Here is a 24,275-nt window from a genome sequence, read left to right as displayed (position 1 = left end):
CAGTTGACGTAAGATCACTGCCCTAAGGTTTCTAAGTTGACGCTCTTAACTTCCTTCCCCACACTTATCGTAATCCATCCGCTCTTTCCATTGATCATCAACGAGTTCAGGTATCTAGGCGTTTCAAACTTTAGCTCATCGTCCTCAATCGATATCCCGTCGAAAGGTATATGAGGTCTACCACACACTAAAAGGTCACTGTTAGAGAGAGGTATTATAGAACCTTCCCTTACGTATATGGGAAGCTCGTCCTCGGTTCTCACCCATCCGCTCAGTTCCTCACCCGTCCAGAAATCCACCCACTTCTCCCTCGGTAAGTAAGCGGTTCTACTTTCCTCCTTAGTTACGAGAGGGGCGTACAATAGGAACTTACCAATCATGTACTCGTCATCTATCCTATAGGAGTCCTCATCGTCTTGAAACTCATAAAAGAGGGGTCTTAAAATAGGATGACCTGTAGCATGAGATTCCTTTGCCAAGGAGTACAAGTAAGGTAAGAACCTATGTCTCACTTTAAAGACGCTCCTTACTTTCTCCTTATACAGCGAGGGTAGGTAAATGGGCTCCGTGTCGATTCCGTCTTTGTTTTTGTGCGTCCTAAACAAAGGAAAGAACATCGCTATTTGAAAGTGTCTAACGAGGAGTTCAGGTGAGTTATCTATTTCAGGGAACTCTCTACCTTGAAAGCCTCCGATGTCCATCCCAACGTAAGGCACACCTGATATAGAGAGCCCTAAAACGAGCTGAAGCTGAAGTTTGAGCTGATCCCAGGAGGACGTGTTATCGCCAGTCCATATCCCTGCGTACCTTTGAATGCCCGCATAACCCGATCTGCTCAAAATGAAAGGTTCCTTCCCAGCTCCTTTCATCCCTTGATAGGTCGCCATGGCCTCATACAACGGATAAGCGTTCCTAACCCTTTCGTGTCTGACAACCTTACCTCTAAGCTTATGCATAACCCCTCCTGGGAAGACGTAAAGCTCAGGGTTCTCTTTAAATGAGAGAGGAGGTTTGATTACCTCCCGAACTTGAAACAGTTTGGTGAAATCCGTGGGCTCGTTCATGTCAAGCCATATACCGTCCACACCTGAAGAGATCCACTCCTTGATTAAGTTAGCCCACCACTCTCTAGTTTCCGCCATGAAGAAGTCGGGGTAAACGCAGTTACCTGGCCACAGCTTCCCAACGAAGAGATCTCCTCTATCGGTCTCACAGTAAAGCCCCAAGCCCGATCTGAACACCGAGTAACTCTGATCTACCCTAACGCTGTGGTCTACAATAGTTATTATCTTTGCCCCTCTGGAGTGAACTTCTTTTATGAACTTGTCTGGATCCCTGAACCTTTCAGGATGCCAAGTGAAGAGTTTAAACGCGTCCATAAAGTCTATGTCTAAGAACACGGCTGATACCGGAAACCCCTCTCGATTCAAGGAATCTATCAACTCAACTATTCTCTCTTGAGGATAATAGGAGAACCTCGAGATCATGTACCCGAACGCCCAAGACGGTGGAAGATAAGGTAAACCCGTTAGTTTAGAGTACCTCTCTAGTACGCTCTCAATCTTAGGTCCCTCAAACACGAAGATCTCGGCGCCATCCTCTGGGATCGTTATCCTAATTTCGTCATAGTTTCCTTGACCAATATCAAATATTAACTTTGAAGCCGAATTAAAGAAATATCCTCTAGCGCTTTCTTGATTTGCAATTATAATAAAGGGTATGTTTACGTACAGCGGATCTGAATACTTGTTGAAGGCTCCGGCGTCCACGTTATACATTACGAACTTCCTTCTCCTTCTATCCAACTCAAAGGCCTTCTCTCCTAGACCTATAACGTGATCCCTCAGTCCCAACTTCTTTACGACGTTAATCTCTTCATCCTCTTGGATAGAGATTCCTAGATCTTCCACCTTCTTTGAACTAGGCAAACCGTTAAAGTCGAAATCTACAGGCGTAACGGGTTCGTTAATTTTAACTTTGTAAGTCCCGCTCTGCTCAAGGACGGTTATCATAGCTAAAAGTGTAGCTAAGCTTAAATGAACTTTTGCTAACTTCGTCTGTTTTTAACCCCCCGGTTAATAAAAAGGGCAGTTCCTTTGAAATCTCGATCGCTAAATTCCTATCGATCACGAGATTACGTGTCACGAGAAGTTGATTCTGAGTTGAAACGTTATTAGGGATGACTAGCAGTTGAGACGAGGGATCCAAGAATCAACGAGTTTCCACAAGCGAGGGTTGAATTGAACAGAAGAGCTCTAACTCCTTGTTTAGCGGGTCAACCTTTCAGACGACTAGCTTAGAAACGCTGAAGACTCACTAGTACAACTACCCCATACCTTTCGGTGGAGCTCAAGTCAACTGCTCTCAGCTTTTCCCCGGTTAACACGTTAATGTAATATCCATCCAGGTTTACGGTCTCTGACGACCTCTCACTAACTCTAGGACGGAAGAGCACTATCACGTTACCGACTCTAAATCCGTGCTTCACCGGCCTGTAATCCGAAACGTTAGTTTGACCTCTTAAGGCTAGCAACCTCTTTGTGAACCAAAGCTTGACCCTTTCGTCCTGTAGATCAGGCTCAGGTAACTCCTTGAGCTGTTTCATTAACTCCTTCAATTTCTTGAAATCTACAGGTCTTCTATTGTTCGGATCGGTTAAGAGGAACCTCCACGTTTCTGTTCCTTGATAAAAGTCAGGAACTCCAGGACTGAGCACCTTAATCGCTAAGGTGATTAAAGACTTCTTATAACCTAGTGGGAGCACCACGTTCTCGAGCTCAAAGAAATCGTTTAGGAACGCTCGGTTAGTAGTGACCTCATCCACAAGGGATAGTAGTTCTTCCTCATACTCCCTGTTAGGGTTCTCCCAGGTCGTGTTGACTTTAGCCTCTCTAACTACCTTTATCATGTGTTCTTTTAACCTAGTTTGATATTCCTTGGAGTTCTCGTAACTCCCTACGAGGGTTTGATAGAGTCTATATTCGTCGTTTCTGTCAACTCTAGGCTTTAGGAGATCGTGCCAATAGAAGACCTTCTCCCTCCATAACTTAGGGATTTCAGAGAGGACCGATATTCTGGCCCTCACGTCCTCACTGAACTTGGTATCGTGAGTTGAGGTGGCGTTCATCGACAGCGTGTTCAATCTAGAGGAGTTGAAAGCGTGAAGTTCGTCAACGCTTGCCTTCATTTTAGTTAGGTCACTCCCAACCTCATTTAAGGATATCAGAGCGTTGTATCTGAACAATGCGGTGTCCTCATATCCCTTTGCGAATATTGCAGGCATATATTGTTGTAACCTCGGGACCTTGTCTCTATCTATCTTACCTTCCTTGTCGCATTCAGCTATTTCCTTATCCTCAGGGGAGTAGCTCCTGTATACCTTGAGACAAACCAGGAAGTCGACGAGGTACTCGTAATCCACGTTAAGGATCTTGGACAGCCTCTCAATGTCGCTCTTGAACAGCGTGTTCGCTATCAGCCTCTTAGATTCAACAATTGTTTCTTCTAGGTTAACCTTCTTTCCTAAGAACTCCTCGTAGATCTTCATCATCTCCTCTACGTTGTCTACGAGGATCATGTTTACCCAGTTCAAGAAGTCGTAACCAGTTGTTCCGACAACAGGCCAGCTCTCTCTGACCCTCTCGTGGATCCCTAGTATCTTCTCAACGTAGATTAGCTTACCTTTTTTGGCTAACCTCTTTAGGTAGTCCTCAGGGTCGTAAAGACCGTCTATGTGATCTACCCTAAAGCCGTCAACTGGAAAAGACGTTATGTAATCGTGAGACTCCTTAAAGACGTGCTCCAACTCCACTCTTATAGCTATCAAGTCGTTAACGGCGAAGAACCTCCTATAGTTAGGGCTCTCCCTCCAGGGTCTCAAATCGTAATGTTGTAGTGAGAGTAAAGTCTTTAACTCATCCCTTGATAAACTCCGCCTTTGATTAAGATATTCTAACCCCTTCTGGTTTATTGGTAAACTTAAATCCTGATAAACTATCCTCTTCCCTTCAACTCTGATTTTCCCCTCATCTATAACCTTGTCCAAACTGTCCTCTAGTAACGGAAGGATGAGCTTATCGTCATCGTAGTGGTCGAAGTAATCGTAGTATTTGCTCTCTCTCCACTTCTCTAACAGGTCCATTAACCTTTGATTCTGACTATGAACCGCCATATGATTCGGAACGATGTCTTGTATTATCCCGAGCGACCTCTTCCTAGCCTCTGATATCAATCTGAGATAACCGGATTCACCTCCTAGCTCCTCATTTATTTGTGAGTGGTCTATTACGTCGTAACCGTGAGAGCTCGAAGGTCTAGCCCTCAGGACAGGGGATAAGTAAATGTGAGATATTCCCAAGTCTTTCAAGTAATCAAGTGTTGAAACGGCGTTATCGAAATTGAAGTCCTTGTTCAATTGAAGCCTATAAGTCGCTATCAAAACTCTATCCTCCTGAAAACTAGGGAAAGCCTACCCTCTAACTCAACCTCCTTTCCTCCTTCCAGCGTTCTCTCCTCTTGCCTGGGTTCCCTAGTCAGTGAGGAGAACACCATCTCCCATTTACCGGGCGGAGGTTTGAACTTTACAGGATTTGGATTTGCGTTGAGGACCACAAGGAAAGTGTCGTCTGCTATTCTCTCACCGTACTTGTTTATTTCATCAATAGCGCTTCCCTCTAGAATGAATATCACGGTATTGGTTGGGGAGTTCCAAGCGCTCTGTTCTACCTCCTTTCCTTCAACGTTTAAGAACGTAACGTCCTTCAAAGGTTGACCTCGTAGCTTCCTCCCTTGAAAGTACCTACTCCTCCTGAACACGGGATGGGCTTTGTAGAACTTGATGAGCTTAGTCAAAAACTCTAGGAAAGCTCTCCTCCTATCGTCTAGGTTCCAATCATACCAGCTTATCTCATTGTCTTGATTGAAGGCGTTGTTGTTACCCCTTTGAGTCCTACTCAGTTCGTCTCCTCCTAAAATCATAGGGGTTCCCTGACTCGTGAAAAGCGTGATTGCAAAGTTCCTCTTCTGCCTCTCCCTACAGTTCAGGACGTTAGGGTCCCCCGTGGGTCCTTCATTTCCGCAGTTCCAGCTGTAGTTCTCGTTCATTCCGTCCTGGTTATTAAGACCGTTCGCCTCGTTGTGCTTTTGGTTATAACTCACTAGATCCTCTAGTGTGAACCCATCGTGAGAGGTGATGTAGTTTATGCTAGCGAAAGGCGTCTTGTTATTACCTAAGTAAAGATCAGGAGACCCTAGAAGCCTGTCAGCGATCTCGGAGTAGGGTAGTGCCTCACCTCGCCAGAATCTCCTTATCGCGTCTCTATATTTTCCGTTCCACTCAGCCCACATATAAGGGAAGTTACCCACCTGGTATCCTCCTGGACCCACATCCCAAGGCTCGGCAATCAGCTTAACCTGGGAGAGTACGGGATCCTGTTGTATGGCTATGAAGAACGTGTTTAGCATGTTGACGTTGTAGAGCTCCCTGGCCAAGGCTGCAGCTAGGTCAAACCTGAAACCGTCAACGTGCATCTCTTGAACCCAATATCTTAAGCTATCTAAAACCATTTGTATAACCCTGGGATGACTGAGGTTTAACGTGTTTCCTGTCCCGGTGAAGTCTAAGTAAAATCTCTTGTTGTCTGGCTGAAGAGTGTAATACGCTAGGTTGTCAACCCCTTTGAAACTAAGGGTAGGCCCCAAGTGATTTCCCTCACCTGTGTGGTTGTAAACTACGTCAATTATCACCTCTATCCCGGCGTTGTGCAGTTCGTTAATCATCTCCTTGAACTCGACAACTTGTTCACCCTTACAACCTCTACTAGAGTATCTACAAGCGGGGGAGAAGTAGTTGATAGGATCGTAACCCCAATAGTTCTTCAAACCCTTTTCAATTAAGAATCTCTGGTCCACAAAGTGATGTACTGGCATCAGCTCGAGCGTGGTAACGCCTAAGTCCTTAAGATAATTGATTGTTGTCTGGGATGATAACCCACTGAACGTACCTCTGACGTTATCACTGACGTCCCCTTTCAGCTTGGTCATTCCCCTTACGTGAGCCTCATAGATGATTGCGTCCTTTAACTGAACGTTTTTCCTTCTAGATCTCATCCAAGACTCGTCGTCCCAATCAAAGTAAGGGTCGATCACCACGCTCTTAGGAACGAACTTGGCAGAATCCCTCTCATCGAAAGACATGTCCTCCCCAGGATCTCCGATCTTATAACCGAAGAGAGAATCGTCCCACACAACGTCACCGTCTATCGCCTTAGCGTAAGGATCTATAAGTAGCTTGTTCGCGTTGAACCTATACCCCTGTTCAGGCTTGTAGGGTCCGTGAACCCTGTAGCCGTAGAGCTGACCAGGCCTTAAACCTGGAACGAAGACGTGCCAGACGTCTCCAATCTTGTTTTTGACCTCAATCACCTCCTTAGGTTTGTCTTGGTTTGGAGAGAAGAGAACAAGTTGTACCCTCTCGGCGTTTTCGGAGAACAAGGAGAAGTTTACTCCGTCCTCTTCCTCCATCCAGGTAGCACCTAAAGGAGAGGGTTCCCCAGGCCTCAGAGGTATGTCCCTGGTCCTCAAGAACATAGAGGATTATAATCTCCGAGCATAAAATCCTTTACGCGTTAGATCCCCTTGAAGTCAAATATACGCCGAAGCCTTTCGATAATCTGTATCTACCACTTACCAGTTTAGGAGGGAAGGATGGGTTCGAAGACAAAAGCAGGTCTCCCCGCTGATCCACAGCGATTTCAGAGTTTTTAAACGCGAACATCATGAGCAGTCGTTTCTTTATTAAGATCATCCAATCCTCTCCAACAACCACTTTCAAGTCTCTCTCATGATCTAAGAACCTCTTCCTTATCTCTATCAGCCTCTTGTAAGTATCAAGTATCTCTTGGTCAACCTCAAAACTCAATTTTGAGCTCAAAAAAGTTTCCTCAGATTGAGGGTCTCTAACCTGACCGTTCTCTCTTTTTCTTCCCTCCCTCACCCCTTCAATCAGTTTAGGATCGGAGAAGTCTGAAAAGTATAGGAAGGGATTCCTCTCCCCGTATTCTTCGCCCATAAATATCATGGGTATGAAAGGAGAGAGCAGATACAGAGCGGCAGCTATCATGTACGCGTCCTTATCGATTAACGATATGAGTCTCTCCCCTCCTCCTCTGTTGCCTACCATATCGTGATCTTGAATGTAAATGACGAAGCTTCCACCAGGCAAATTTATAGGTCTTCCGTGGGTTTTACCTCTAAACTTGGAGTACCTCCCATCGTATACGAAGGTGTCAGTCAAAGCCTTGGATATGTCCCTGAGTTCCCCGAAGTCCATGTAAAAACCATCTCTCTCCCCTGTCAGGTAAGCGTGGACCGAGTGATGAAAGTCATCCACCCATTGAGAATCTATTCCGTAACCGCATCTCTCCTTATCGTTCACTATCCTTGGATCGTTCAAATCGCTCTCCGCTATAACGAACCTTCCGCGAGAGTGGGCCACTTCAGCGATCTCCTCCAGGATGTGTTTAGGGGAAGAATCGAATATTGCGTGAACGGCGTCAAGCCTAAACCCGTCTATGTGGAACTCGTCAATCCAATACTTTACGTTCTCGAGCACGAACCTCCTGACCTCGTCGCTCCCTCTATCATCGTAATTGAAGGTTAGACCCCATGGGGTCTTGTATTTCTCTGAGAAGTAGGGACCCAGTTTGATCATGTAATTCCCCTCTGGACCGACGTGATTGTAAACCACGTCGAGTATAACTGAGAGGCCTCTCTTATGCGCTTCGTTAACCAGCCTCTTAAGTCCTTGCGGACCTCCATAGGAGTTTTGTACCGCGTAAAGGTAGACCCCATCGTATCCCCATCCCCTGTTTCCAGGGAATTGTGCAACCGGCATGAGCTCAAGGGCCGTGACACCTAAGTCGGATAGGTAATCTAGTTTACTTATCACGCCATTAAACGTCCCCTCCTTGGAGAAGGTCCCTACGTGAAGCTCGTAGATGATCAGGTTGTTCTTAGAGGGCTTAAATCCTTCATCCTCCCATGGGAACTCCCTCGACGTTAACTGAGATCTCTCATGAACTCCTCCGGGTTGATACCTAGATGCTGGATCTGGAACCTCCCCCAGATCGGTTAAGAACGTATAATTGTCTCCCTCTTTCGCGTTGAGTTCGACTTCGTGATAACCTCTTTCGTCCTTCGCCATTGCGTAAGTTGAGCCGTTTAACCTCAATTTGACCTCATTGCAGTAAGGTGCCCATAGTCTGAACCTCACCTTTCCATCCTCTTGAATGGGTCCGAACATATTTTAGTTTCTAATTTAGTTATATTTTTCCTTATCTATGTTCACAAAACTACCAATTATAGAAAAGTTTAATTATAAAGATCTTATTCGTTTAAAACAAACTTTAAATATAAACTATGTATTTTAATTTCATGTTAGTTCGTGAGGCTGGATGGTGAGATGAGTTGGTTCCCATTTCAATATTACTTAACGTCGTTCACGGCTTCTCCGCGCTGATCTACTTCGGGGCCATCATGATATTCGGTGCCGTTTTCGCCCCCAGATTGGCCAAGCTATCGAGCTCAACCCTCTATGAGCTATTCAAAGAGATCTTTCCTCCTGTGCTAAGTTTCGCTGAGGCTGTAGGCTTGCTAACTATGGTTTTCGGTGCCGGTGAGTTTCTACACTACATGATAGGGTACTATCAACTCGGAGGAACCTCTCTAGTTTACACCGTACTGTTCTCCACACCTTGGGGTGCAAGCGTTCTCTCCGGGGCAATTATTGGATTAGTGGGGTTCTTAGTGGGAGTTAGGATCGCCACTCTTTTCGAGAGGCTTTTCAAGCTTTACAAGTCGACCAACCCCAGTTCCCTTGACGAAATAAGAGTTGTAGAAGCTAAACTCAGAATGTACTCTCTCATAGGGATGGTTCTGTTGAGCGCTACGGTTTTACTCATGGTTTTAGCAGTCTCGTTCCTGCCTCTCCCCACGTGAAAGGTAATTGTCCAAAGCTTAAAGCTCACTTAACTAGAGGATTCCTATGCTAGGAAAGATAAACAGGAAAGTTTTCGATGAGGTCATCTACCCTCAACTTGGGAAAAGACATGAGGAGGTGATCATACCTCCGCAGACTGGCGTAGACACAGGTGCGATAGACCTGGGCGATAAAGTCCTTGTGGTGAAGACTGATCCGGTCTTCATCGTTCCTCAATTCGGAATGAGGAAGGCGTCGTGGTTCGCTGTACACATATTGGCAAGTGACGTTATCACCTCTGGCATCCCCCCTAGGTACGCTCTGCTAGACCTGAATCTCCCTCCTTCAATGACGGACGAGGAATTTAAGGAAATGTGGAGAGGAATTCACGAGGCTCTACTTGAGATAAACGTGATGGTGGTTGGGGGACATACTGGGAGATATGAGGGAGTTGACTACCCTATGCTAGGAGGTTTCACAATGATGGGGATTGGATCGAAGGATAGCTTGGGCAGTCCAGAAAAGGTGAAACCGGGCGATCTAGTTATAGTTACGAAGGGACCCGCCATTGAGGCTACAGGTCTGCTAGTTAACCTCTATCCGGACTTCTTCAAGACTAGAATGAGTCCAGAGCTCTTCAAACAAGCGTTGGAGATCTATTGGAAGATGTCATGTTGGAAGGACGGCCTAATAGCTAGTCAAATAGGTGTTCACATGATGCATGACGCAACTGAAGGAGGTCTCTGGAACGCTCTTGTTGAAGTGGCTGAGGTTACTGGGAAGAGGTTGAGATTATTTGAGGATAGGCTATTCATAAACCCTGCAGTTAATGAGGTAACTAAGCTTGTAGGGATAGATCCCTTCACTTCGATAAGTGAGGGTACTATGATAATCTTGACAGATAAGCAGGAAGTTAAGTCTGAGTTAGAAAGGAACGGTATAGAGGCAGAGGTCGTCGGTGTTGTAGAGGAGGGAGAGGGAGTCCTCCTAGGTAACAAGAGGATAGAGAAGCCTGTAGAGGATCCCTTCTGGAGGGCTTTCTTCGAACTCGCTAAGAGGTAAGTTCAGGGCCTGTGTTTGAACGCGTTTGACTCTTTGGCTTCAAGCGACATCCCCTAAAAGGAAGGAGTCCAGAGCTCATCGTCCGTTCTAAAGGAGGGACACAGTGTCCTGGAGCTCCCTACTTAATTTCGCTCCTCATCGTGCTTCTCCACCTCTCTTTAAAGAAGGCTAGCTAACGGCTTGTACGATCCCTTATCAGTTGACTTGGAGTTCAGAGGCGTTAAAGAGTGGAAGGGGAGAACTCGCCGAGACGTATTTAGCCTAATGTGTTCAGAGAGGAGCGGATCGCGCTCTTGATCTCAGAGTAATTTGACCACCGACAGTAAGGAACGCCTTCTGCTGCCTATCTAGATTTTGAGATGACCTACATCTCTAAGGTAATCCCGACAAGCTTAACGTAGAGTTCCCTCATCTGCTTAGGAAGCGGGAAATCCTTAAGTTCTCCAGAGAACTGAAAGATGTTCTCAACGAAAGGTATTACTCCTCCGATGCGTACATTTAGGTTGTTTATAATATTTGTAACAATGTTTTGATATTTTTGTAACTCATCTGGTCTAACCATGTTTATAATGAACGCTAGTCTCTGATCCACCTTAACGTTTAACTGACTCATGTACTCTAAGTTACTTTTTATGTTCTCATCTATTCCGTCTGATACGAAGATGTAGCTGTGTTTAACTCTTGGGTAAACGTAGTTGAACTCGTTGTGCTCAAATAGATAAATCTCGTCGGAGTCCCTTATGAGAGGCGGATTGTCAATTACGAAAAAGGAGAAAGGCTTACTAGTTATTAATTCCCTGTAGACCTTCGAGTAATAACTTATTAGTTCGCGATTCGCGTGAATCTTAGCAAGGTTAGGTACGTACTCTGGCCCATCTCCGAAGTACTTCAGAACCGTAATGGACCCCTTACCCACCTTTATCTCCTTGATAGAGTGGGCGTCCTGTCCCTCAAATACGGCCTTAACTAAACCAGGTGACGTGATACCTGCCAAATAGGATGAATAACCTATTACGTCTCTGTCGACGAGTAACACGTCGTTCCCTTGCTCAGCTAGAAACTTAGAGAGAGATATAGCTATTGTAGACTTCCCAACACCACCTTTAGAGCTCCTTATCGAAATGCGCATTGATAACGCATAATATCCTAGTTTAAAAGGGTTTGTTTAAGTTAATCTAATGAGTTTATGGGATAAAGAGATCTAAATGCGATAGTCTGGGAATCTCTCGGATCCAAGATATTTATGTGCTCAGTATTATTATCTCGATAAAATGAATAATTATGTCAATGTTATGAAGCGACGTCAAAAAGATAACAAAGAACGTTGCTGAAGCACATCACGCGCGAAACAGGTTTTAATCGAGGGAATTAACTATAAAACGAAAGGTAGTCGGACCAACCGAAATGACGTAAGGCTGGTTGAAAGTAGAGAGCTCGATTTGCGCGACACCCTTTCCATTAAGGGACATCACGTCAACTCAATCTAGAAAGATCCAGCTGATGATTTAGGTTAATCGGTTGATGATTAAACTTTTTATTAATTGATTTAACCTGATCAGCGTGAGGGGAGATTTTGTAGGATGGATCGGAACCTACCTTCAGCTAACGATTAGGCTCAGCTGGGGAGTGTTAGTCTACCCTATATCTAAACTGCTGGGCCTCAACCCTGTTCAGATGGGTTTAGTGGCTACCTTTTTCTACATAGGTTACGTTATATCTTCCGTTCCGTGGGGGTTAATCATAGATAGGTTCGGCCCGATCAGGACGATGTTCGTCTCGTCCGTGTTTTTGGCTGGATTAAACCTCTTCCTTTTCTTCTTCACGAGTTACGTAACCTTACTCATTACGTACCTAATTGAAGGTATAGTTGCGTCATCGATATTCCCTTCAGCTATGAAGATAGTTTCAGTTCTTCATGGTGGCCCAAGGCTTACCTTTTACGTCGCTCTCCTAGAGAGCGCTTCACCCATTACAATAATGTCAATAAGTCTCTTCACTGGGCTCCTTATCAACTTCTGGAGGTTCTTCTTCCTGGTCATGTCAGTTACGTTCCTCTCGTTCGCACTGACCACTTTAACCTCCAATGTTGTCACATCACCAAGTAAAATGAGGAGGTCCGTTAGCGTTTTATTTAAAAGGGAGATATTTCTGGCCACCTTACTTAGGTTTGGAGAGCTCTGGGCCACTTGGGGTACAACGACCTGGATATTCTATCTGCTCGTGATTTACAGAGGGTTCCCAACGTACGTATCTACGATATTCTTAGGACTTTTCGGATTGGGTCAGCTCATAGGCATTATCAGCGTGGAGAAAGCCGTGAACAAACTTAATGACATGAAAGTTATTTTAATAAGTTTGCTCGCCTTCATAATCTTTAGTCTTACGTTAACCTTTTTGCCTGAGAACATAGCGTTAGTTGATGCGGCGCTTTTAGGAGTCTTCTCTTTCGCCTATAGGCCGCCCACCGATTCTCTCATAATGAAGATAGCAGGGAGCTCTAGCGCCGCCACGTCAATAGGTTACGCTAACTCGATATCACAGTTAGGGACGATGATAGTTCCTACATTTGTAGGTTCTATCCTCTTCCTCACGAAGAGTTTCCTCGCTTCCATCATAGGAGTTAACGTAGGTTGCGTCTTAGGTTTGGTCGCTCTCCTAGCTTTACAAAAACTAGTAAGAAATGCTTATAACGTTCAAAAGGATAAAGAAACATGAGTTTAGAATATGAATCTGTCATGTTATTCTATATAAGCTTTTCTATCATCAATTTAATAAAATGATATTTAAATAACCAACTCGTTGTGCTTTACAACCAAGTTTAGTTTTAATGGAGAAAAAGAGCGAAATAGCTTTAGTACTCAACGACGGTATATCATTATGAAACTAATAAATAACCTCAAGGTTAGCAAGGTCTTAATTACGGGACCTGACACTAAGGTTTCAGACTTGCTTAAGACGATGACTGAGAACTCTATTAGTATCGCAATAGTGAGCGATGGGAAAGTTTTGGGTACAGTGTCTAAGGAGAGACTTGAAAAGATCGAGCGACCCGAAGAACCGGTTAGCCAATTTATTAATGAAAATGTCATTACCGTTACCGGTGATGAAGACAGTTTATACTTGCTGTCGCTGCTACTTAAGAATAAGCTGGATTGTCTCGTTCTAACTAAAAGGAATAAAATCTTAGGCGCGCTCACTTTGTCAGACTTGTTGTATTCTATACAAAAGAGGGCGGAGTTGTCTTGAATTTGATGGAAAGGCATCCGTTTACAACTCTACCTGACGTTTCAGATCTCAGAAACTAGAGAGCCTTCGCTTTTGTTAGAGAACTTGGAGACATCTAGGATCTCCTCAAGAGATCTGCTATTGAGGACTGTCACGACAACTTCTTCGGCCTTATCAACCGTAACGTATCTCCACTCTCTCTCCCCCTTGAACTTCACCGCAATTATTGAAAAACCTCTCATTGGGAACATGGCAAGAAAGTTAAGTAACTTCTCCACCTGAAGGGAACTGACCTTCACCTTGTTGTTCCAGGTGCTTTTGACCTCAACGGCTATTAGTACGTTACCCTTAGTCGCAAAAACGTCAGGTAAGGGATTAGGAGAGGAGTTAGAAGTTGGGATCCTCACAGCGTTATAGCCGTTCTTTCTGAAAATGGACACCAACTCTCTCTCAGCGTTTCTGCCTACGTCCTTGTTCATGAGAGTAAACTTAGCTTGGGAAGGATAAAAAGCGATGAACCTCATCACATCAGGGTTTAAAAGACTTGAACTCGTGACACCCTCTCGTAGATCAAAGCTAACGCGTATAAGGAGAGCTTGACATATACAGATTGGTGGGTTCGGTGAAGATGGCAGTTTTAGGGGCTGGAACCATAGGTTCGCTAATAATCAGATCTAGCGTATCTATGGGTTTTCAAGTTATAGGTACGGGAAGATCGGAGAGGACCTTGGAAAGGGTAAGATCCGTTGGGGCCGAACCGACGTCTGATAACCTTAAGGCAGTGAAGTGCGCTGAGCTGGTCGTGATAAGCGTCAAGCCTCAACACTTCTCAGACCTGATAAGGCAAATCCCGAGTGAGTTATGGAAGGGTAAAACTGTGGTGTCAGTTATGGCCGGAGTAAGGATCGAAACCTTAGCCAAGGTGATAAAAGACGCTAACCTCTTCAGAGCCATGCCCAACGTCAACGCAAGGGTCAACATGTCAACTACAGCCTTAACGGGAGGTGAAGAGGGGAGGGATGTGGTCGACACCTTGTTCAAGAACCTAGGAACGAACTACTGGGTAACCGAGGACCTAATGGACGTGTGGACGGCCCTGATCGGGAGCGGACCCGCTTTCGTTTCCGAGATCGTGGACGGTTTAGTTCTTGGGGCGGTCGCCTCTGGAATGCCTAGAGAGATAGCCTATAGTGCGGTGTTAGACATGCTAAGGGGGACAGCTGAGAATCTCAGGCATCACAAAGGGCATCCAATAGAAGTGAGGGATAACGTAACTACCCCAGCGGGGACAACAATAAGGGGTTTAAAGGTTATCGAGGAGAGGGGAGTTAAGGCTGCGCTTATCGAAACTATAGAGAGCTCAACGAGGAGAGCCTCAGAGTTGGGCAAGGTTATTGACGAAAAGATAAGGAAGGAGATAACGGAGGATCACGGGAGCTGACTAACTAGCTGATTAGTCTCCTTACGTGTTTGAATTCATGATCTGACAGTAAAATTTCCCTTAACGCGTTCACCCCTTCTGTTTTAACTTGACTGAGGTTTAACTCAAACCTAGGCGTTCTCCCTTCGCATATCTCCTTTCCAATTCTATCCCTCTCATCGCCCATCTTCGTTACTATCTCCTTTAAGGTTGAGGTATCAAAGCCCAAACTGTCGGCCATTACTCTCGCCCTCCTTAAGGCCTTCCTAACAGAATGGAAGTCGTTGAGGGACGCAAGAGACTTGTACGCTCCAACCAAGTTTTCCATGACGACGAACCTAGAGCCGTAGAGTTTAGGCAATTCGCCTAGGTTATCAGCCTTTGAGCTTACGTACCCAAGCATTGAGTCCCTTTCTATTTTGGGACATCCGTGGACGTCGTAGTCTCTAACCACCCCTAACCTCCTTAAGATTCTCTTCCCCAGGCTAATTAGCTCATATCTCCTGTGAAGCGGGTAGGTCACCTCAACTATAACGTAATACTTCCTCAAATCAACTCTAGCGTCATGAACCGATCTCTCATCGAATTTAAACTCCCCCTTGAAGGAGCGTAGATGCTCGTTCGCGTAATCTTCAGGTCTCAAGTCTTCCCCCAACGATCTTAGCGATCTCATCTTTAACCACCTCGAAGCTTCTTCCCGTATCTACGATCGTTCCGTCCTTCATCACTTCGATCAAGTTAGTTTGAAAGTTCTCTAGGTATTGCCTATATGAAGAGAAAAGCTCACCGTTTATGCAGACGTCTATCCCAGAACTGAATGGATCTAAAGTTCCCTTCTTCCTCAAAATCCTCCTCATTATCTCATCAGGTGAGGAGACGAGGCCTAGGCTGAGGTTGGACTTAGGTAACGCGTTCAACACCTCTTTCATCCAGGACGGCTCCAATCCCCTGGTCATCCCCCAAGCCATCAAGGTCGAAACGTATCCATCAGCTATGGCTACGAAACCTGCCTTTAAAGAGGGTTTCACTACGTTCTCCACCTGATCTGCTAAGTCCGTGACGTAGGCTAAGAAGAGGGTTCTCCTCTGGAAAACTATGTCCCTCTTTTTCCTGGCTATAGGTTCTCCCATAAGCTTTGACAACCCTAAACCAAAGGTGATCACGCCGTATCCCTCCTCCTCTAGGAAGGACTTGAGCGAATTGACGTGAAAGGTCCTACCTGACCCCTCCGCCCCCTCCAAGGCTATTATCATTCCTTCCAAATTATCTCACCTACCTTTCTTCTAATCTCGATTTGGATCTCCCTAGGGGACTTGTTTCCATCAATTATGACGAAGCCCTCCTCGCTCGCCATCTTATCGTACATCTCGAGGACCAACCCTTGATACTTTAGAAAGCCCTCCTCTGGATCGAGATCTGGAAATACGTCACTTCCAGCCTCCTGCGGTTTTATACCCCTCTTGTTTTCCCTGAGCCTAGCTAAGGCAACTTCAGGGGTGACCCTAATGAAGAAGGTCACGTCAGGTTTCATGGCGTAAGAGTAGAGCTGTCTCACCCAATTTATATTAACACCTCGGACCGAATCCCTGGCGAAGGCTGTGTAGAAGTACCTGTCTGAGACTACCGTGAACCCTATCCTGTACATAGGTAGGATCAATCTCTCATACCTGTCAGCGAAATCCGTCGCGTGGATTAGGCTAAAGGTTAGTGGAGTCAGCAAGTTCTTCTTCTTCGCCTCCTTGATCACCTCATGAATCCAATCGCTTGAGTTCCACTCAGTCAAGTAGGTGTCAACTTTGTTCTCTAACCAATCCTTCAGCAGCTTAGCTTGACTGGACTTACCCGACCCGTCTATTCCCTCCATAGCTATGATGTGCCCTCTCATCAGTACACACCTAACGGATAGCTCTTCACAACCTTCTTCATAACCCTAGAGAGCTGATTTATTTTATCGGTTCTCCCCTCAATCCCTAGCCTCTGCAGGTCCTTCTTTTTCACCTTCTCAGTAGCACCCTTACAAATGAGAGCTAAGTAACCTAGTTCCCTCTGAAGAAAACCGGGGAATAGGGACTGGATAACGTATTGATAACACGCGTTGAAGGGATCGCTCCAACCGCTTTCCATAAATACGTGAGCTAAGAAGCCAGCGTCTGCAGCAAGGTCGGAGCCGGTTAACTTTTCCACCTCAAACCTAATTGACTCAGGAGGTTGAACTCCTGAAAACTCAGAGAACGAGTCGAGCCATTTACCTCTCATTTTAGGGACGGAGAGTTCCTCCCCCTTCATCAACTTACCCTCTCGCATTCCCAACTCGGACACAGTTAGGTACGGCACGTCGTAAAGGTTAATCAGCTCCTCTATGACCAAGATCGCAGCCTTTACCGTAACTGATCTCTGCTCGCCTATTCCAGGTAACCTAGATATCTCCTCATCTCTCATAGACCACAGAGTTCTGGCCAGCGATTTAATTGTAGCCGAGCTCACCTGATAACCGTGGACGTGCTTGAACTTCACCTTGTTCACTTTCATTAAGAACTTAGCAATGGCCCTCAAGTTGCCCCCAGATCCTATAAGTGAGGGAGGTAACCAGCTCGGAAGGGAGTAAAGGTAACTCCTGATCTCTTTCCTTATCCTGTCTTCAGTCTTCATTATCTTGATCAGCCTCAGGGCACCTAAAGGGAAGTTATATATCTTTCCTATCTCCCTTCCGCTAACGTAAGTTACCTCAAGCGAGCCTCCACCCAACTCGAAGATGACTCCGTCCGTGATAGGGACGGAGTTTATAGAAGCTAGAGCTGATAACCTTCCCTCCTCTTCCCCTGAGACTATGATAACGTCCCATCCCAGGGATTTGGAGAGCCTCTTTGCGACTTCCTCGCCGTTCCTAGCTAGCCTGAAGGCGCTCGTTCCCAGAGGGAAAACTTCACTAACGCCTCTCTTTTCCAGGACCTTCCTAAACGTTGATAGGACCCTCTCCGCTTCATTAACTCTCCCCTCCTTAATCTCCCCTCCCTCATCCACCCCGTCTCCTAACCTTGTGAAGTCCTTCATGCTTCCGACGCTTCTGAAGTTTCCGTTACTTGACCTCTGGAACAACGATAACCTGATTGAGTTGTAACCTAGGTCTATAACGGAGACCTCCATTTAAATCAGCTTCAGAGCCTTTTGTGTTATCAGCATCTCCAACTTCGAAGAGCCCTCAACTTGGTCAATTTCCACGATTGCTAACCCACCTCTCTTTAGCTCCACCTCTCCAGACGTTAAGGATTTTATCAATTTTGAGAGTTGAGGTTCGTGACCAACAATGAGAACAGTCCCTTGCATCATTTTCAACTTTTCAGCGAGTGGGGAAGGATCCTCATCAGGAAGTAAATCGTTCAGCGTCTCAGCCTTAAGTTTCAACCCCATCTCATCTAGTATCACCTCTGCAGATTGAACGGCCCTAATGAGAGGGCTCGTGAACGCTTGTGTCGGTTCGTAATCCATCTCTTCCAGGAACTCCGCGATCCTCTTCATTTGTTTAACTCCTTTCTTAACTAACTGCCTGTCCTTATCTGACGTACCCTCGTTTTGAGGTTCGCTCTCCCCGTGTCTTACAATTATTAAAGTTGTCATGCGATTGTCTAGAAAACGTGTAATAAAAGATTTGTTATATAGATCTCAATAGATAGATAGAAGATATATAGTTTCTATACCTATTCAGATTTATGGTTAACCTGCACGGGGCGTCCTTAACCGATCTTCACTCTCGAAAGCGTAAACTTAGAGTTGAAGGACTCTCTTAGCGTTGGAGGCCATGATTTTCTCACTCTTAAGCGTTGAGTAGACCTCCCATGCGTGTTTTGCTAGATCTTGTCCTCTAAATGCGGGGAAATCGCTTCCGTACATAACTTTATCCTCGATCTCTAAAAGTCTGGGCAACTTTTTCAATATGTTCTTCGGGGGTATAGACGATATTTCAAGGAAAACGTTAGAGTAATTCCTAGCAAGGTAATAAGCAGTGTCGTACCACAGAGGTCTCCCAGCGTGGGCTAAAATCACCTTAAGGTCGAAGTCCTTTATCACGTCATCAATCAGGATCGGATCACCGTACTTGTTCCTGCTCCCCACGCCTACGCTTGTGCCAGTGTGGAAGAGAATGGGGAGTTTCTTCTCCTCGGCAAACTGATATATCTCCAAGAGCTCTTTGTTCCCACCTTCCTCAGGTCTGTAACCGTTAGGTGAGAAACCGTGATGTACAGGATGGAGCTTAAGCCCAACGATGCCGATCTTATGTTGCCTCTCGAGTTCTTCTCTAACTTTGCACGTTATAGGGTTCACTTCTCCCCATTGTAAGAACATTTGATTTTTTAATCTCTCCTCGTAGTCGAAGTAAAACCCGTCTGAGCAGTCCTCGCTCCAACAGGGATGCGAGGGGACCAATATGATCTTTTCGATCTCTACGTCATTGAAAGAAGTCGTAAACTTTGTATCTTGAACGTTTTTCAAGAAGTGATTGCAGTGCTCTGGAATAGCTCTCTTAAATATGTGGAAATGTACGTGAACGTCTATTACCCTCATGAGAAGTATAAAGGGGAGATCGTTAAAGAAGTTTTAGACGCGTCATACACCTTGAACTGAGACGAAGTTTCGTCTATTAGATTGTGATCTTCCCCTCTCCAGAACCTTTATCCAACGTGGAAGCTAGTCTCCTAACCTGCGACAAGATTGGCATCTTAATTAACTCATCAGAGTACTGATAGATCTCCTCATTAAACTCTATTACCACTCCCAGTTTCAGATTGTACTTCGAGACAACGTCCTCTACGATCTCCTTAGCTTCGTCTTGGTACCCAGGCGGGACCATGTTTATACAAAAGCCTAAGGCCGAGCCTATACTGAAGCTTCTTTCCGCTCTAACCATGTAATTTACCGTGTCTTCAACCGCCCTTATTGAATTTGTTGTAATGTAAATCCTTTTAGGCTCTACGCTTGGGAAAAGCTCAGCATAGAGATTGACCTCAAGTTTAGCGAGCTCGTTATTGTTCGTGATTAAACTCGGGTTATCGATTATAAAGTAGTCATGAGGAGAGGAGGTTATTATAGACCTATAAGTCGAAACGAACTTTCTTTGGAGCTCATCGCTCTCTTTCAGAGCGGATAGATCGTCCTTAAATCTAGGTCCGTCTCCGGTCAACTTAATGACCTTTATTAATCCTTTCTTGTACCTCAAAACCGACATAGCTTTGAAATCGATTCCGTCAACTACAGAACTTAATAAGCCTGGTTTCTCTATCCCGCTCAACTTAGATGAGAAACCTATACTATCTCTATCAAGTAAGATCACCTTCTTACCAATCTCAGCTAGGGCTAAGGAAAGGTTCATCGATATGGTTGACTTTCCTACCCCTCCCTTTGCGGATTGGATTGAGATCCTCAACGCATGACCAACGTTTTTAAAGTTTTTCAATATTTAAAGTTTACATGGCTTAATGTTAAATTAGTTAAATCATAGATTGCACCGCAGATCTAAAACGAGTTTACCTAAGATTTTCGTTCAACTTTTTGACACCTTATATACTCTGACATGAGGTGAAACCTTCGAGTCCCCTCTCGTTGGCGCCTAAAGAGACCATAGCTAACGCTAGAAATCGATTTCCTAAGGGGGCGAAGCTCAAGTCCAAAGACAGCTCAAGATAGACGTTTTGACGAATTGGGCTCTAAAGTTGAAAATGACAGACAGAGCGCTGCGCTTCCCTTTTAGGGCCCTGTCAATAATTTGAGGACTTAGCTCAATCGTGAGCTTCAGCCTGAGCTATTTCGTTTAACGCTAAGATAACGTTGGCCTGCGCGAAAGCTTGAGGGAAGTTTCCGGTGAAACCCTTGCGTTCAGGATCTATGTGCTCTCCCACTAGGTAAGTTCCCTGAGATGCCTCCATGATGTCGGATATTATCCTCTTGGCCTCCGTCAGTCTGTTGAGGCGAACGTAGATCCTCGCCAACCATAACGAGGCTAGAGTGAACGGATATCTAGCCTCTCCCAGGAAATCCTTTCTGTACCTTTTGACCTGACCTTCAACTATTAGGTTCGTCTCAATGTCTTTCAACGTATTGAGGAACGCCTGATCGTTAACGTCGACGAAATCGTAAAGGGGTAGAGTAAGTAATGCCGCGTCCGTCTCGTCACTCCCTGGCTTCTTCCTGAACTTATCCTTATTATTTTCAAGTATCCAGTCCTTCAGCTCGTTTCTGGCTTCCTTCCATCTGTTCTCCCTATCCATAGCCTTCATTAGCCTCCCAGTCCTCTCTAGGGCAACCCACATCATAACCTTGGAGTGAGTGTAGTGAGCTTGTACACCCCTCTCCTCCCAAATTCCTACGTCCTCTAGTTTCCAGTTCTCAGAGACCCAATCAGCTATGTACTCTATCACATCCAAGTGATCCTTTACGTAACTGACGTCCCCCGTCGCTACGTAGTATTTGTACATAGCGTCCATGAAGAAGCCTTCAAGGTCCAACTGAAGTTGAGCTACAGCAGCGTTGCCCACCCTTACGGGTCTGGAGTTCATGAACCCAGATAACCAAGGGATCTCCCTCTCCTTGGGCGGGACAGATCCGTCAACGCTGTACAACGGATAAAGGAAAGGCTTGGTAGTGAACGAGACCATCCTAGAAAGGAACTCTATGATCCTTCTTCCCTCCAGCGTATGACCTGAGGATATGAGGGCCTCAGCCACTATTGACGAATCCCTAACCCAGGCGAAACGGTAGTCCCAATTCCTAGAGCCACCCTCAACTTCGGGCAAGGACGTTGTTGGTGCAGCAACGACTGCCCCAGTAGGGTTGTATAGAAGTCCGAGAAGTATCCCCACTGAAGTATCGTAGGCTTCCGCCAGTTCCTCCCTCGATAGGCCGGGTAAATCTACCTTCATGATCTTACCTCTGCTTTTGCCCCTTTTCATTAAGTTCCTCCAATAGTTTATCGTCCTCTCCACTCCATTATCAACGTTAAATCTCATAGATCTCCCATGTACCCCAAACCTCTCGTCGCTAAAGTGGGCCAGGAACAGGTAACCATAACCTTTGACCACCCAACCGTTCTCAGTCTCCCTGACTTCTGGAAAGATTAAGTGAAGCTCTAAGAACTCCGAATTCTCAGGGTTAGTCATCTTGTATACCCAGTTATCGAGTTTGTACACTCTCGCCCTGACTCTACCGTAATCGAAGGAAGGGTTGACTTTGATTTCCAAAGGGGAAACAGCGTTAATCTTCCTAACTAACGAGTGCTCTCCTCTCAACAGGAGATCCACTATCTCGCTTCCATCCTTTAACGTTGTTCGAAGCACGTTAGGCACTAGGTAACCTTGAGAGGAGATCTCGCCACTCACGTAAAGGGATCCACCTCTGTCATCTAAAATACGGGTAAATATAGGGCTTGAGTCGTATCTAGGAAAGGTTAACCATACGATCTCTGTCCCCCTTATTAGAGCCCCTGTGAACTCGTTATTTATGCAGAACATCTTAGGTAAGGGCATGCGGTTAGGTTCAAATCTAAGGTTAAATGGTTTATTGTATCCTGACATGTTTTTGATCCTTATTTTTTATTTAATATAGTCAAAACCTTATTCCCAGCCTCTCTCATTTTAAAAACTAAGATCGTTGACGGGAGAACTTAGCGGACTTGACTCCTCTCATTTTAGTCTAATCCCTCCTTTATAGATCGGATTAGTAATTTGAAATGAAGTGAGTTTAAACCAATTATCATGTTAGAACCTCATCCGGAGATCTCTTGTTCAAAACTAGACATCTCAACAGATTCTCCTAGCTCTCCTCTTTTGATCGGCCTCTTTTCAATTTCACTTTAGTTAATTTTTAAGAGATTTATTCTAGTAAAATTGAAAATTAAGAAAGATCTTGCGGATTCGTTCACTCTAACCGCTCTAAATGAGCCCAAGAGCTTAAATGGTTGCTCAGCACGTTATAGGTTCTATCTAGTAACGCAAATATAATCTGCCATTCATGAAATCCTCTCAGTTCATCTTCTTAGATTCAACCGATTCAACTCCGTTTGAACTCCATTTACAGGATGAAAAAAAATCCTCGGTTTAAGGGTCATCGGCTGGTCTCTAACCTTCCTTCAACCTTTTCGAGCAATATCGTCTTTGTGACTTTGAAGTACAGGGTGTAGAAGTACCCTCCTAACGTTTCCCTTAACGAGAGCGAGTTGAGCTCATCGTTAACGTAACCTCCGATGTCCACCTCCGCGCTACCCTTCCAAATCTCACCGTATCTGCTCTCATCTCTCTGTCTGCTCACAATCTCGTATACGTCCTCCTCGTTCTCGCCCCTAGATGCGAACCTCCTCACGTTTATTGGAGGCCCGAAGTTCTTAAGCGGTAACGACTCGGATCTATCCTCCAGTTCAAGTCTCAATCTAATCATGTGTCCCCCTCCTCTCGTAACGTAACCTCCCATCTTAAGTCCAGGTTGCGGAGCGTTGTATTTAGGCATGAGAGGATGCAATTTTGTCATCCTTATTAGAGCTAATTTCTTAGGATATCCGTCTAACCAACCTCTCACTAGAGCCCAATCCTTGTCAACCCACATGAAGGGAAAGTACATGTAGTTACCTCCGTTGTACTCTACCTTCAGTCCTATTGCTCCCTCCATGTATTGCACTAGATCAGGTTCTAAATACATGTAGTCCCAATTGCGCTCTGCCGTGGAGACGAACTCCGCTATGTATACCCATCCCTCACCGTCGGTATTAAAGAAAGGAGGTAAGATCCTGTCAGCTCCATCAAACCTCACGTGAGCCGCCACGTATGTGACTCCGTAATACCAAGGCGGCGGGAACACCGTCTGAGAGTTACCAGACCTAGTTATAGGCATAGTGAACTCTTTTTCTTCGCGCATGTGACGAAATGACTTGTGTTGTTAATAAAATGTGTCTAAAACAAGTTTCATTTCCCTAATCAATTCCCATGTTGGTTGCCATGTACTTCATCACTTTCCTTTGAACGTTCCTCCAGTGGTAGAGGAAAGTCACTTTACTCACTCCAAGTACCTTAGCTAACCTCTCGGAGTCTACCTCCCTAGGATATTCCAAATATCCGTTGTCTAATGCCAAATGGAGGACTCTCCTCTCCATCTCAGTTAACGAGGGATAGGAAAGAACGTAATCCTCAGCTCGAAAGTCCGTTATTTTAGCTAAAGAGGAGATCCTACTCCTGATCTCGCTCATGGAGTTCTGCCCGGTCACGAAGGACCAGTGCTCTAACCCTCCCTTGTTGTGATTTCCTATTATTAAGACTTCTAGGGCGTAAAGGGCCCCTGCGATAGAACCCTCGTAGACGTTCAGGAAGTCAATCAACGTCGAGTCCTTTCCCCCATAAACTCTGGTTATCTTCTTAACGGAGGGCTCTCTTCTCATTCTATCCTTGAGCTCCCTTGAGTCGGATATCAGCCAAGATCTGAGGTAACCTTTTTCGGGGTAGACCTCCAAATTTAACGTCACGGTATGAGCGTTCACGTCCTCTGTCCAACAACCCTCATGTTTCACTGTCATAGTTACCTTCTTTAATGTCATTTAACTCGTTATTAATGTTGATT

At 45.2% G+C, this 24,275-nt stretch carries 21 protein-coding genes; 5 read left to right on the top strand and 16 right to left on the bottom strand.

Annotated features, from left to right (window positions below):
* Window positions 1–14 precede the first annotated feature (14 nt).
* The 4 genes from malA to treZ form a co-directional block, all read right to left on the bottom strand.
* Window positions 15–2,012: an alpha-glucosidase MalA gene (malA, locus tag MCUP_RS05685; RefSeq protein WP_013737816.1), complete on the bottom strand. Its 1,998-nt coding sequence runs from the start codon at window positions 2,010–2,012 to the stop codon at window positions 15–17.
* A gap of 284 nt (window positions 2,013–2,296) precedes the next feature.
* Window positions 2,297–4,438 carry a malto-oligosyltrehalose synthase gene (locus MCUP_RS05680; RefSeq protein WP_013737815.1) on the bottom strand — a complete coding sequence of 714 codons (2,142 nt, stop codon included), beginning with the start codon at window positions 4,436–4,438 and terminating at the stop codon, window positions 2,297–2,299.
* The gene (glgX, locus tag MCUP_RS05675) at window positions 4,435–6,588 is read right to left on the bottom strand and encodes a glycogen debranching protein GlgX (RefSeq protein WP_013737814.1); all 2,154 of its coding nucleotides are present in this window, start codon (window positions 6,586–6,588) and stop codon (window positions 4,435–4,437) included. Before glgX ends, MCUP_RS05680 begins: the two co-directional genes overlap by 4 nt.
* Window positions 6,589–6,619: 31 nt before the next feature.
* Entirely contained in the window at window positions 6,620–8,302 is a 1,683-nt protein-coding gene (treZ, locus tag MCUP_RS05670; RefSeq protein WP_013737813.1) for a malto-oligosyltrehalose trehalohydrolase, read from the bottom strand.
* A 164-nt stretch (window positions 8,303–8,466) separates the two neighbouring features.
* Between treZ and MCUP_RS05665 the strand changes: the two genes are divergently transcribed.
* Both MCUP_RS05665 and MCUP_RS05660 read left to right on the top strand, forming a co-directional pair.
* Window positions 8,467–8,997: a hypothetical protein gene (locus tag MCUP_RS05665; RefSeq protein ID WP_013737812.1), complete on the top strand. Its 531-nt coding sequence runs from the start codon at window positions 8,467–8,469 to the stop codon at window positions 8,995–8,997.
* A 46-nt stretch (window positions 8,998–9,043) separates the two neighbouring features.
* Window positions 9,044–10,039, top strand: coding sequence for an AIR synthase family protein (locus MCUP_RS05660; RefSeq protein ID WP_013737811.1), 996 nt, complete (start codon window positions 9,044–9,046; stop codon window positions 10,037–10,039).
* 364 nt (window positions 10,040–10,403) lie between these two features.
* Here MCUP_RS05660 and MCUP_RS05655 read toward each other — a convergent pair whose 3' ends face one another.
* Window positions 10,404–11,168, bottom strand: coding sequence for a nucleotide-binding protein (locus tag MCUP_RS05655; protein ID WP_013737809.1), 765 nt, complete (start codon window positions 11,166–11,168; stop codon window positions 10,404–10,406).
* Window positions 11,169–11,593: 425 nt separating this feature from the next.
* On the opposite strand from MCUP_RS05655, the gene MCUP_RS05650 reads away from it, so the two are divergent.
* A complete protein-coding gene (locus MCUP_RS05650; RefSeq protein WP_083808573.1) occupies window positions 11,594–12,754 on the top strand; it encodes an MFS transporter in 1,161 nt (386 codons plus the stop codon).
* Window positions 12,755–12,916: 162 nt separating this feature from the next.
* Window positions 12,917–13,285, top strand: a complete 369-nt coding sequence (locus tag MCUP_RS05645; protein ID WP_013737806.1) for a CBS domain-containing protein — start codon at window positions 12,917–12,919, stop codon at window positions 13,283–13,285.
* Between the two features lie 41 nt (window positions 13,286–13,326).
* On the opposite strand, the gene hjc is transcribed toward MCUP_RS05645, so the two are convergent.
* A complete protein-coding gene (hjc, locus tag MCUP_RS05640; RefSeq protein ID WP_013737805.1) occupies window positions 13,327–13,743 on the bottom strand; it encodes a Holliday junction resolvase Hjc in 417 nt (138 codons plus the stop codon).
* Between the two features lie 149 nt (window positions 13,744–13,892).
* Here hjc and proC point away from each other — a divergent pair, with 149 nt between their 5' ends.
* Window positions 13,893–14,705, top strand: a complete 813-nt coding sequence (gene proC, locus MCUP_RS05635; protein ID WP_048057743.1) for a pyrroline-5-carboxylate reductase — start codon at window positions 13,893–13,895, stop codon at window positions 14,703–14,705.
* A gap of 4 nt (window positions 14,706–14,709) precedes the next feature.
* Here proC and MCUP_RS05630 read toward each other — a convergent pair whose 3' ends face one another.
* From MCUP_RS05630 to MCUP_RS05585, 10 genes are all read right to left on the bottom strand, one after another.
* On the bottom strand, window positions 14,710–15,357 hold the full coding sequence (locus MCUP_RS05630; RefSeq protein ID WP_013737803.1) for a CHAD domain-containing protein: 648 nt from the start codon (window positions 15,355–15,357) through the stop codon (window positions 14,710–14,712).
* Window positions 15,317–15,937 (bottom strand): dTMP kinase, encoded by a 621-nt coding sequence (locus MCUP_RS05625; RefSeq protein WP_048057527.1) that lies wholly within the window; start codon window positions 15,935–15,937, stop codon window positions 15,317–15,319. Before MCUP_RS05625 ends, MCUP_RS05630 begins: the two co-directional genes overlap by 41 nt.
* The gene (gene tmk / locus MCUP_RS05620; RefSeq protein ID WP_013737801.1) at window positions 15,934–16,569 is read right to left on the bottom strand and encodes a dTMP kinase; all 636 of its coding nucleotides are present in this window, start codon (window positions 16,567–16,569) and stop codon (window positions 15,934–15,936) included. Before tmk ends, MCUP_RS05625 begins: the two co-directional genes overlap by 4 nt.
* Window positions 16,569–17,828 (bottom strand): Ppx/GppA phosphatase family protein, encoded by a 1,260-nt coding sequence (locus MCUP_RS05615; RefSeq protein WP_013737800.1) that lies wholly within the window; start codon window positions 17,826–17,828, stop codon window positions 16,569–16,571. The genes tmk and MCUP_RS05615 overlap by 1 nt, the downstream gene beginning before the upstream one ends.
* A complete protein-coding gene (gene sixA, locus MCUP_RS05610; RefSeq protein ID WP_013737799.1) occupies window positions 17,829–18,299 on the bottom strand; it encodes a phosphohistidine phosphatase SixA in 471 nt (156 codons plus the stop codon). It lies immediately after the preceding gene.
* A gap of 147 nt (window positions 18,300–18,446) precedes the next feature.
* A complete protein-coding gene (locus tag MCUP_RS05605; protein ID WP_048057526.1) occupies window positions 18,447–19,244 on the bottom strand; it encodes an amidohydrolase family protein in 798 nt (265 codons plus the stop codon).
* A 76-nt stretch (window positions 19,245–19,320) separates the two neighbouring features.
* Window positions 19,321–20,133, bottom strand: a complete 813-nt coding sequence (locus MCUP_RS05600) for an AAA family ATPase (RefSeq protein WP_158305260.1) — start codon at window positions 20,131–20,133, stop codon at window positions 19,321–19,323.
* Between the two features lie 322 nt (window positions 20,134–20,455).
* Window positions 20,456–22,198, bottom strand: coding sequence for an alpha,alpha-trehalase TreH1 (gene treH1, locus MCUP_RS05595; RefSeq protein ID WP_013737795.1), 1,743 nt, complete (start codon window positions 22,196–22,198; stop codon window positions 20,456–20,458).
* Window positions 22,199–22,775: 577 nt separating this feature from the next.
* Window positions 22,776–23,579, bottom strand: coding sequence for an acetoacetate decarboxylase family protein (locus MCUP_RS05590; protein WP_013737794.1), 804 nt, complete (start codon window positions 23,577–23,579; stop codon window positions 22,776–22,778).
* A gap of 55 nt (window positions 23,580–23,634) precedes the next feature.
* Window positions 23,635–24,252 carry a helix-turn-helix domain-containing protein gene (locus MCUP_RS05585; protein WP_013737793.1) on the bottom strand — a complete coding sequence of 206 codons (618 nt, stop codon included), beginning with the start codon at window positions 24,250–24,252 and terminating at the stop codon, window positions 23,635–23,637.
* Window positions 24,253–24,275: the final 23 nt, after the last annotated feature.

This window comes from Metallosphaera cuprina Ar-4, assembly GCF_000204925.1.
Lineage (GTDB): Archaea > Thermoproteota > Thermoprotei_A > Sulfolobales > Sulfolobaceae > Metallosphaera > Metallosphaera cuprina.
Note: the sequence above shows the minus strand (reverse complement) of the source record. Positions and strands in the feature narration are given on the sequence as shown.